General features: G+C 71.6%; 9 protein-coding genes. 1 reads left to right on the top strand and 8 read right to left on the bottom strand.

Annotation, left to right across the window (positions count from 1 at the left end; all coding sequences use genetic code 11):
* The 6 genes from VFH10_RS17810 to VFH10_RS17785 all read right to left on the bottom strand — a co-directional run.
* A partial coding sequence (locus tag VFH10_RS17810) for a carboxyl transferase domain-containing protein (protein ID WP_325131006.1) occupies positions 1-996 on the bottom strand: 996 nt, incomplete at its 3' end.
* A 32-nt stretch (positions 997-1,028) separates the two neighbouring features.
* Positions 1,029-2,294 carry a beta-ketoacyl-ACP synthase II gene (fabF, locus tag VFH10_RS17805; RefSeq protein WP_325131005.1) on the bottom strand — a complete coding sequence of 422 codons (1,266 nt, stop codon included), beginning with the start codon at positions 2,292-2,294 and terminating at the stop codon, positions 1,029-1,031.
* A 108-nt stretch (positions 2,295-2,402) separates the two neighbouring features.
* Positions 2,403-2,648, bottom strand: coding sequence for an acyl carrier protein (locus VFH10_RS17800; RefSeq protein WP_297415332.1), 246 nt, complete (start codon positions 2,646-2,648; stop codon positions 2,403-2,405).
* 86 nt (positions 2,649-2,734) lie between these two features.
* The gene (locus VFH10_RS17795) at positions 2,735-3,736 is read right to left on the bottom strand and encodes a beta-ketoacyl-ACP synthase III (RefSeq protein WP_325130997.1); all 1,002 of its coding nucleotides are present in this window, start codon (positions 3,734-3,736) and stop codon (positions 2,735-2,737) included.
* Positions 3,733-4,935 carry an acyltransferase domain-containing protein gene (locus VFH10_RS17790; RefSeq protein ID WP_325130995.1) on the bottom strand — a complete coding sequence of 401 codons (1,203 nt, stop codon included), beginning with the start codon at positions 4,933-4,935 and terminating at the stop codon, positions 3,733-3,735. The genes VFH10_RS17795 and VFH10_RS17790 overlap by 4 nt, the downstream gene beginning before the upstream one ends.
* Before the next feature lie 79 nt (positions 4,936-5,014).
* The gene (locus VFH10_RS17785; protein ID WP_325130993.1) at positions 5,015-6,247 is read right to left on the bottom strand and encodes a PucR family transcriptional regulator; all 1,233 of its coding nucleotides are present in this window, start codon (positions 6,245-6,247) and stop codon (positions 5,015-5,017) included.
* A 197-nt stretch (positions 6,248-6,444) separates the two neighbouring features.
* Between VFH10_RS17785 and VFH10_RS17780 the strand changes: the two genes are divergently transcribed.
* Complete coding sequence (locus tag VFH10_RS17780) at positions 6,445-7,398, top strand: alpha/beta fold hydrolase (protein ID WP_325130990.1); 954 nt, start codon at positions 6,445-6,447, stop codon at positions 7,396-7,398.
* Between the two features lie 49 nt (positions 7,399-7,447).
* Here VFH10_RS17780 and VFH10_RS17775 read toward each other — a convergent pair whose 3' ends face one another.
* Positions 7,448-8,146: an MOSC domain-containing protein gene (locus VFH10_RS17775; RefSeq protein WP_325130988.1), complete on the bottom strand. Its 699-nt coding sequence runs from the start codon at positions 8,144-8,146 to the stop codon at positions 7,448-7,450.
* Between the two features lie 17 nt (positions 8,147-8,163).
* A partial coding sequence (aceE, locus tag VFH10_RS17770; RefSeq protein ID WP_325130986.1) for a pyruvate dehydrogenase (acetyl-transferring), homodimeric type occupies positions 8,164-10,050 on the bottom strand: 1,887 nt, incomplete at its 5' end.

Genomic DNA, 10,050 nt, shown 5'->3' with positions numbered 1-10,050 from the left:
GACCCCGGGCAGGTAGCCGGGTACGTCGACCAGCACGACGAGAGGGACGCCGAACGCGTCGCACATCCGCACGAACCGCGACGCCTTCTCCGCCGACAACGAGTCCAGGCAGCCGCCGAGCCGCAGCGGGTTGTTGGCGATGACACCGACCGAGCGCCCGCCGAGGCGGCCCAGCGCGGTGACGATGTTCGGCGCCCACCGCGCGTGCAGCTCCTGGGCCGTGCCCTCGTCGAGGATCGACTCGACGAGCGGGTGCACGTCGTACGCCCGCTTCTTCGACTCCGGCAGCATCTGCGACAGGTCGACGTCCTCGACGCGCTTGACCTCCAGGGTGCCCTGCGCGCCGAGCAGCGAGACCACCCGGCGGGCCCGTTGCAACGCCTCCTCCTCCGACTCGGTGAGGATGTGCACCACACCGGACCGGCGGCCGTGCGGCTCCGGGCCGCCGAGGCGCAGCATGTCGACGTCCTCGCCGGTGACCGAGCGGACCACGTCGGGGCCGGTCACGAAGATCCGCCCCTCCGGGCCGAGAATCACCAAGTCGGTCAGCGCCGGGCCGTACGCCGCGCCACCCGCGGCCGGCCCCAGCACGACCGAGATCTGCGGGACCTTGCCGGAGGCCTGCGTCATCGCATGGAAGATCTCACCCACCGCGTGCAGGGAGAGCACCCCCTCGGCGAGCCGGGCGCCGCCGGAGTGCCACAGCCCGACGATCGGTGCCCGGTCCGCCAGCGCGCGCTCGTATGCGTGCACGACCGCCTTGCAGCCGACCTCACCCATCGCGCCGCCCATCACGGTGGCGTCGGAGCAGAACGCGACCACGTGGGTGCCGTTCACCTTGCCGACGGCCGCGAGCATGCCGCTGCCGTCGTCGTCGGTGATCAGCTCGAGCGTGCCGTCGTCGAAGAACGCCGCGAGCCGGAAGTTCGGGTTGCGGGGGTCCTGCTCGCGCGGCAGCTTCGCGGGCTTGGCGGGGGCGGCGGGTGCCTGGGTCATGCAGTTGCTCCTGGGGGTACGGCGTCCGTGGTTCAGGCGCTGCGGAAGGCGATGGCGACGTTGTGGCCGCCGAAGCCGAAGGAGTTGTTGAGGGCCGCGAGGTCGCCCTCGGGCAGGCTGCGCTTCTCCGCGGCCACGTCGAGGCCGATGTCCTCGGGGTCCTCGAGGTTGATGGTCGGGGGCACGACCCGCTCCTTGAGGGCGAGTACGACCGCCAGCGACTCGAGCGCCCCGGCCGCGCCGAGCAGGTGCCCGGTCATCGACTTCGTGGAGGTGAGCACCAGGTGCTCGGCGGCGTTGTCACCCAGGGCGTTGCGGATCGCCAGCGCCTCGGCCACGTCGCCCTGCGGGGTCGAGGTGGCGTGCGCGTTGATGTGCGCGATGTCGGACGGCTCCATGTCCGCCTCGCGGAGCGCCATCTTCATGGCCCGGGTGGCGCCGGCGCCGACCGGGTCGGGCTGGGCGATGTCGTGGGAGTCGGCGGTGATGCCGGCCCCGGCCGCCTCGGCGTACACCTTCGCGCCGCGGGCCTTCGCGTGCTCCTCCGACTCGAGCACCAGGACGGCGGCACCCTCGCCGAGCACGAAGCCGTCGCGGCCCTTGTCCCACGGCCGCGATGCCCGCTCGGGCTCGTCGTTGCGCTTCGAGAGCGCCATCATCTGGCCGAAGGCGGCCATCGGCAGCGGGTGCACGGCGGCCTCGGTGCCGCCGCAGACGACGACGTCAGCGCGGCCGAGCCGGATCATGTCGATGCCGAGCGCGATCGCCTCGTTGCCCGACGCGCAGGCGGAGACGGGCGTGTGCACGCCGGCCTTGGCGTTGATCGCCAGGCCGATGTTGGCCGCGGGCGAGTTGGGCATCAGCATCGGGATCGCCAGAGGGGACACCCGCCGCGGGCCCTTGAGGTTCAGCGAGTCGTAGTTGGTGAGCAGCGTCTGCACGCCGCCGATCCCCGACGCCATCGCGACACCGAGCCGCTCGGGGTCGACGCCCGGCTCGGCGCCCTCCTCGCCGGCGAGGCCGCAGTCGGCCCAGGCCTCGAGCGCCGCGACGAGGGCGAGCTGACCGGAGCGGTCCAGACGGCGGGCCTTGACCCGGTCGAGGACGTCGGTCGGGTCGATCGCGACCTCGGCCGCGATCTGGGTGCCCAGCTGCTCGGCCCACTCGTGCTTGAGCGGACCCACTCCGGACTGGCCGGCCAGCAGTGCGGCCCAGGTCGTGGACACGTCACCGCCGACGGGGGAAGTCGTGCCGAGACCGGTCACGACCACGCGGCCGGTCCTCGATGCTGCGCTCATGGTGTTCCTCACCTCTGTGGTTCCGGGGGTTCTTCGGGCGGCCTACCGACGTCGGTAGCCGGAGGGTGACCGGTAGGTCACGGTAGGGCTACCGACGTCGGTGGTGGCTCAGCCCTGGGCGCGCTCGATGAACGCGACGGCGTCGCCGACGGTCTTGAGGTTCTTCACCTCGTCGTCGGGGATCTTGACGTCGAACTTCTCCTCGGCCGCGACGACGACCTCGACCATCGACAGCGAGTCGACGTCCAGGTCGTCGACGAATGACTTGTCGAGCTGGACCTGGTCGGCGTCGACTCCGGCGACCTCCTCGACGATCTCGGCAAGGTCGGCGCGGATTTCCTCGGTGGTGGCCATCGGGTGGCTCTCCTTCTGGTTGCGTGGGTGTTGTCGGAACTGCTGCTGTGCTTGGTCGTGCTGACCCGGAAGCTGGCCCGGGCCGGTCAGGGGACCTTCACGACCTGGGCGGCGTAGGCCAGCCCGGCCCCGAAGGCGATGAGCAGCGCGGTGTCGCCGCTCTTGGCCTCGCCCTCCTCGACCATCCGGTCGAGGGCGAGGGGGATCGATGCCGCGGAGGTGTTGCCCTGCTCGGCGATGTCGCGGGCGATCTTGACGTGCGGCGGCAGCTTCATCGCCCGGGCCATCGCGTCGATGATCCGCATGTTGGCCTGGTGCGGCACGAACACGTCGAGGTCGTCGACGGTGATGCCGGAGCGGTCCAGGGTGGCCTGGGCGATCTTGGCCATCTCGTACGACGCCCAGCGGAACACCGGGTTGCCCTGCATCACGAGGTGGGGCATGACGGGGCGCTCCTGCTGGAGCACGTCGCGCCAGTCCTCCTTCTGCCGGATCAGGTCGAACTGCTCGCCGTCGGAGCCCCACACGACGGGGCCGATGCCCGGCTCGTCGCTCGGTCCGACGACCGCCGCACCCGCGCCGTCGGCGAAGATGAACGCCGTGCCGCGGTCGCCGACGTCGGTGAGGTCGGAGAGCCGCTCGACGCCGATCACCAGCACGTGCTTCGAGCTGCCGCCGCGGATCATGTCGGAGGCGAGCGCGACGCCGTGGCAGAAGCCGGCGCAGGCCGCCGAGATGTCGAACGCAGCCGGGCGGTTGGTGCCGAGCTCGTGCGCGATCATGGTCGCGACGGCCGGGGTCTGGAACATGTGCGAGACGGTGGCGACGATGACCGCGTCGATCTGCTCCGGCTCGACGCCGGCGCGCTCCATCGCGATCCGCGACGACTCGACCGACATCAGGGTGACCGTCTCCTCGGGCGTGGCCCAGCGTCGCTGCTTGATGCCGGAGCGTTGCTGGATCCACTCGTCGGAGGAGTCGATCGCCTCGACGACCTCGGAGTTGGGGATCACGCGCGACGGGCGGTAGGAGCCGATGCCCAGGATGGTCGCGTGCGGGGCGCCCGGGGCGTCGGTGATGTGGGTCATGACGGTACCCCTTCGGGGTGGAGGCGGATCAGCGGTTGGCCGGGAGAGACGAGGTCGCCGTCCTCGACGAGCCACTCGACGACGGTGCCGCCGTGCGGCGCGGTGACCTCGGTCTCGTCACGGGAGCTGGCCACCGTGCCGATCGTGGCGGCGGCCGGGAGGGAATCGCCCTCGGCGGCGTCGGTGCCGCGACGGAACGTCCCCTTCATCGGGGCGACCAGCATCCGCCAGGTCGGTGCGGTGTCGAGGGCGTTGGTGGAGCCGTGCTTGGCGGAGCCGTGCTTGTCGCAGAACGCGCGGGCCTCGTCGAGCTGGTCGGGGGTCTTGAGCGCGAAGGTCTCGACACCCTTCATGCCCCTTTTGGCGATGCCGGTGAGGGTGCCGGCGGGCGGCATCTCCAGCATCCCGGTCACCCCGAGGTCGAGCATCGTCTCCATGCAGAGGTCCCAGCGGACCGGGTTGCTGACCTGGGTGATGATCCGCTTGAGCACGTCGCGGCCGTCGTGGAGCACCCGGCCGTCGCGGTTGGAGATGATCGGCGTGCGGGCGTCGTGGGTGGACACGGACCGGCCCAGCTTGCCGAGCACGTCGACGGCGGGGGCCATGTGCCGGGTGTGGAAGGCGCCCGCGACCGACAGCGGCACCAGGCGCGCCTTGGCCGGCGGGTCGTCCGCCAGCGCGGCAAGCTCCTCGACGGTGCCGGCGGCGACGATCTGGCCGGGGCCGTTGTCGTTGGCGGCGGTCAGGCCGTGCTGCTCGAGCTTGGCGAGCACCTCCTCGCGGTCGCCGCCGAGGATCGCGGTCATGCTGGTGGGGGTCTGGGCGGCGGCCTGTGCCATCGCGCGGCCACGCTCGCGGACCAGCACCATCGCCTGCTCGGCGGTGATCGCCCGCGCTCCGGCCGCGGCGGTCAGCTCACCGACGCTGTGGCCGGCGACCGCACCGATCTTGCCGAACGCGTCGGCAGGGTGCGGGAACAGCTCCAGCGCGGCGAGCAGGCCGGAGGCGACCAGCAGCGGCTGCGCCACCGCGGTGTCGCGGATGGTGTCGGCGTCGGCCTCCGTGCCGTAGTGCACCAGGTCGAGCGCCGTCACCGCCGAGAGCCAGCCGAGCCGGTCGGCGAACGTCGGCAGCTCCATCCAGGGCGTGAGGAATCCGGGGGACTGAGCCCCTTGGCCGGGGGCGACGATTGCGAGCACACGACCATGCTGCCGGGACCGGGGCCGCGGTCGCGCCCGCAGCGCAAACGAAGATTCGCCCCCCAGTGTTGTAGAGACCCTACAAAGACTCACCCGGGGCGGGCTCGGCGGCGGCGCCACTGGTGCCGGTCTCCCGGGTCCACAGCCGTCCCAGCGTCAGCGCCACCCGGTAGGTGTAGGCGTGCCGGGGGTCGGAGACGGCCAGGCCGGTCACCTCGGCGGCCCGCTTCAGGCGGTAGCGGACGGTGTTCGCGTGCACGAACATCGCCCGTGCGGTGCCCTCGATCGAGCTCCCGTGGTCGAGAAAGGCCGTCACCGTGTCGAGCGTCGGGTCGCCCGCGTCGTGCAACGGCTGGTAGATCTCGCGGACGAGCTGGCGCCGTGCGTGCCCGTCGCCCGAGAGCGCGCGCTCGGGCAGCAGGTCGTCGCTCGTGACCGGGCGCGGCGCGGCCGGCCACCCGGGGGCGGCTCGCAGACCAGCGACCGCCGCACGCGAGGACACGTGGGCGCTGACCAGGTCGGGTACGACGGGGCCGACCACGACCGGCCCGTCGCCGAAGTGCCGCGCCACCGCGGCTCCCGCCTTGTCCGCGTTGTCCACGCCGCCGAGCACCACGACCATCCGGTCGCTCTGCACGGCGCACAGCGCGTCCAGGCCGGCATGCCGGGCCGACCGGCGTACCTCGTCGAACAGGCTCTCCCGGGCAGTGGTGGTCGCATCGGGGCTCGGTGCCCGGCCGATCACGACCGCGACGTCGCCCCGCGACTCCCAGCCGAGGGCGCTGGCCCGGGACCTGGTCGTCTCGTCGGCCTCGGCGCGGAGTACCGAGTCCACCACCAGCGCCTCGAGCCGCGCGTCCCAGGCTCCGCGCATCTCGGCCGCGCGGGCGTAGACCTCGGCGGTGGCGAACGCGACCTCGCGGGCGTAGCGGATCACGGCCTCGCGGACCTCGGCCGCGTCCGCCTCGCCGACCGCGGTGACGACGTTCTCCTCCACCACCTCGATGCTGGTGCGCACCATCTCCACGGTTTGGTGGAGTGTCACAACACCGGTGAGTGCCCGGGGAGCGGCGCCGAACACCTCGGCGGTCACCGGCATCTCCCCGTCGGGGTCCTCGAACCACACCACGAAGGCCTTGATGCCGGCCTGGACGATCATCCCGATCCAGGACCGGTCCTCGGCGGAGAGCTGCCGGAACCACGGCATGTCCCGCTCCATCCGGGTCACGGCCGCGGTCGTCAGCGTGCCCACGGACGCTTGCAGCCGCCGGGCCACCCGCGCCCGGCCCTGATGGCCGCCCGACGTGCTCATACCGGGAGCCTAGCGACGCACCGCCCACCGCCGATCGTGACCGAATCGAGACATTCGGCGTGGTTGAGCGGCGGGCCTCCGGTCACAGACAAGACCAGCCGGACCGATCGACCGGTTTCCCCAACAGATGCTGGCGATCCGGGCAGAATTTGGAACGAGTTCTCGCTACAGTCGCGGCACGCACCCCGAGGAGCGCCATGGCGAAGCCGCCGGAGGTCCAGTACCTCACCATTCACGGGCACAAGCGTGCCTTCGTGAAGGCAGGCTCGGGTCCCGCCCTGCTCCTCCTGCACGGGCTCGGGTGCGACCACACCACCTGGCAACCGGTGATCCAGGCGCTGTCGCGCCGCTACACCGTCATCGCGCCCGATCTGCTCGGCCACGGGCGCAGCGCCAAGCCGCGGGCCGACTACAGCGTCGGCGGCTACGCCAACGGCATGCGCGACCTGCTCACCGTGCTGGGCATCGACAAGGTCACCGTGGTGGGGCACAGCCTCGGCGGGGGAGTGGCGATGCAGTTCGCCTACCAGTTCCCCGAGCGCACCGAGCGGATGATCCTGGTCGCCCCGGGTGGTCTCGGTCCCGAGGTGACCGCTGCCCTGCGCGCGGTCACGCTGCCCGGGTTCCACACCGCGATGGGCCTGGTCACGCTGCCCGGTGTCCGACACCTGACCACGGCCTACCTGCGCGCCCTGGCGGCCACCGGACTGCCCGTGACCCGTGACCTCGACGAGGTCGCGGCGATCATCAACTCGTTCCGGGACCCCAAGGCACGCACCGCCATCCGGCACGTCGTCAGCGCGGTGATCGACTGGCGCGGCCAGATCGTCACGATGGCCGACCGGGCCTACCTGACCGCCGCCATGCCGATGTGCGTCATCTGGGGCACCGAGGACTCAGTGATCCCGGTGCGGCACGCCGGCAACGCCGCCGAGATGGCGCCGGGCTGCACCGTCGAGGTGATCGGCAACGCCGGCCACTTCCCGCACAAGGACCACCCGCAGCGGTTCGTGAAGATCGTCAACGACTTCATCCGTACGACGCAGCCGGCCGCCTACCACCGCGGTCGGTGGCGGGCGCTGCTGAAGGCGGGGCGTCAGGCGCCCCTGCCCGAGAACGTCACCCGGCTGCCGGCCGAGGACATCGCCTGAGGGCTCGGACGTCCGTCCGGCCGTGACGTCGCGTCCCCGCTGCCGCCGCTCAGGCGAGCAGCCGGGCCTCGTCGCCGACCTCGACGACTCCGGGGGTGACCACGTCCGCCACCACGCCCAGGTCGCCCAGGTTGGCGTCGGTGGTGGTCAGCAGCAGCTCGGCGTCACCCGCGAGTCCCCGCTGCGGGAGCGTGACCATCACGCAGCGCGGCATGGTGGCCCGGATCGCGAGCACCAGGTCCTGGCCGACGGCGAGCCGCCGGCCCACCCAGGCGTCCTCGACGAACCCGTCGCCGGCCTCGCTGTCGAGCACGAGGTTCGGCCGGAAGTGCGACGCCTCGACGGGAGCGCCACGGGCGGCCTCGAGCCGACGCAGGCTCGCCGACGTGAGCAGGTGCACGGGACCGTCGTCGAAGTGCGACACGTCGGACTCGCGGGCGAGAGTCACCGGGCGTCCGACGTACGCCGACAGCGCCTCGTGCACCGCCGGGTCGTCACCGCGGTAGGTCGTACCGTCCTCGAGCTCGATGACGGGGACGTCGTCCTCGTACACCGCGACCAGGGCGAGCAGGCCGTCCATCTTCCGGAACCGCCGGCTCGACTTGCCGCTGCCGAGCTTCCCGTCGGGGTCCCGGACGGCCCAGGCCCGGTCGCCGGCGACGCCCCGGAGGTCGACGGCGGCGCGCGGCAGTGTCTCGCCGGACAGGGACTTGACCGGGTAGCGGTGCAGGCTGCGGACCCGGCCCACCGGTCCGCTGGAGCCGGTCAGGCGTCGCCACCTTCCTGCTTGACGTCGGCCACGGCGGTGGGGTCGTCGATGCGGTACTTGTCGAACGCCTCCTGCACGACCTCCGGCTTGACCTCGCCCCGCGCGGCCAGGGCGGCGAGCGCCTGGACGACGACGGACTGGGCGTCGACCTGGAAGAACCGGCGTGCCGCCGGACGGGTGTCGGCGAATCCGAAGCCGTCGGTGCCCAGCGTGTGGTAGTCGCCGGGGACCCACTTGGCGATCTGGTTCGGCACCGCACGCATGAAGTCGCTGACCGCCACGATCGGGCCCTCGGCCTCCTTGAGCTTGTGGGTGATGTAGGGCGTGCGCGGGGACTCGGACGGGTGCCGGAGGTTCCACTTCTCGGCCTCGACACCGTCACGGGCCAGCTCGTTCCACGACGTGACCGACCAGGTGTCGGCCGCGACGCCCCACTCCTCGGCGAGCAGCCGGGCGGCCTCGGTGATCCACGGGAAGCCGACGCCGGAGGCGAGCAGCTGCACCCGGGGGATCTGGCCGCCGTTGCCGGACACCTCGGGCGGCGTGGCCACGTGGTGGATTCCCTTGAGCAGGCCCTCGACGTCGACGTCGTCGGGCTCCTTGGGCTGCACCACCGGCTCGTTGTAGACCGTCAGGTAGTAGATGACGTCCTCGCCGTGCTCGTGCCCCTCGGTCGCGCCGTACATCCGGCGCAGCCCGTCTTGCACGATGTGCGCCACCTCGTAGGCCATGGCGGGGTCGTAGTGCACGACCGCCGGGTTGCTCGCGGCCAGCAGCGGGGAGTGGCCGTCGGCGTGCTGCAGGCCCTCACCGGTCAGCGTGGTGCGGCCGGCCGTGGCGCCGATCAGGAAGCCGCGGGCGAGCTGGTCGGCCATCGCCCAGATGGAGTCGCCGGTCCGCTGGAACCCGAACATCGAGTAGAAGATGTAGAACGGGATCATGTGCTCGCCGTGCGTGGAGTACGCCGAGCCGGCGGCCGTCGCCGACGCCATCGCGCCCGCCTCGGAGATGCCCTCGTGGAGCAGCTGGCCCTGCGCCGACTCCTTGTAGGTCATCAGCATCTTGCGGTCCACGGACTCGTACTGCTGGCCGGCCGGCTGGTAGATCTTCGCGGTCGCGAACATCGAGTCCATGCCGAAGGTGCGGAACTCGTCGGGCGCTATCGGCACCAGGCGCTGGCCGATCTCGGGGTCCTTCATCAGGTCGCGGAGCAGCCGCACCAGCGCCATCGTGGTGGCGATCGCCTGCTTGCCCGAGCCCTGCTTGAGCTCGGAGTAGACCTCGTCGCCCGGCAGCTTCAGCAGCTTGGACCGGACCACCCGCTTGGGCAGCGAGCCCCCGAGCTGACGGCGCCGGTCGAGCATGTACTGGATCTCGGGGGCGTCCTCGCCCGGGTGGAAGAACGGCGCGATGTCGTTCTCGTCGATGTCCTTGTCGCTGATCGGCAGGTACAGCCGGTCGCGGAACCGCTTCAGGTCGTCCTTGGTCAGCTTCTTCATCTGGTGCGTGGCGTTCTTGCCCTCGAGGGCGTCGATCGTCCAGCCCTTGATGGTCTTCGCCAGGATCACGGTCGGCTGGCCGTTGTGCTTGGTGGCGGCGTCGAACGCGGCGTACACCTTGCGGTAGTCGTGACCGCCACGCGGCAGCTTGAAGATCTGGTCGTCGCTCATGTGCTCGACCATCTTGCGCAGCCGCTGGTCGACCCCGAAGAAGTGCTCACGGATGTAGGAGCCCTCCTCGGTGGAGTAGGTCTGGAACTGGCCGTCCGGCGTGGTGTTCATCCGGTTGACCAGCACGCCGTCGACGTCACGGGCGAGCAGGTCGTCCCACTCGCGGCCCCACACGACCTTGATGACGTTCCAGCCGGCGCCACGGAACGTGGA

Origin of the sequence: Nocardioides sp., assembly GCF_035697785.1 — a bacterium.
GTDB lineage: Bacteria > Actinomycetota > Actinomycetes > Propionibacteriales > Nocardioidaceae > Nocardioides_B.
Note: the sequence above shows the minus strand (reverse complement) of the source record. Positions and strands in the feature narration are given on the sequence as shown.